Origin of the sequence: Campylobacter showae CC57C (assembly GCF_000344295.2) — a bacterium.
GTDB lineage: Bacteria > Campylobacterota > Campylobacteria > Campylobacterales > Campylobacteraceae > Campylobacter_A > Campylobacter_A showae_B.
In genome coordinates, this window is record NZ_AOTD01000017.1 from 1 (window position 1) to 316 (window position 316).

1 protein-coding gene is annotated in these 316 nt (G+C 48.1%); it reads left to right on the plus strand.

What is annotated here, in order from left to right:
• A partial coding sequence (locus tag H740_RS00975; protein WP_002950399.1) for a TIM barrel protein occupies positions 1 to 229 on the plus strand: 229 nt, incomplete at its 5' end.
• Between the last annotated feature and the right edge of the window lie 87 nt (positions 230 to 316).

Genomic DNA, 316 nt, shown 5'->3' on the forward strand with positions numbered 1-316 from the left:
AGTCGGGCGCGAGATGCTGTGCGGGATGCACCTAAACGATACGAAATTTGACCTAGCCAGCAAAAAGGACCGCCACGAGAGCCTAGGAAAGGGCTTTTTGGGCTTAAAAACGTTTGAAAATATCATAAACGACCCCCGCACGGACGATATCCCGCTAGTTTTAGAGACGATCGACGAGAGCATCTGGGCGGACGAGATAAAAATTTTAAGAAACTTTAAAGGAGAATAAATGAGAAAATATATCGGCGTTTGCCTAGCGGCTTGCTGCTGTCTAAATGCGGCGGGCTTTAAAATCCCCGAGCAAAGCGGCGATAGC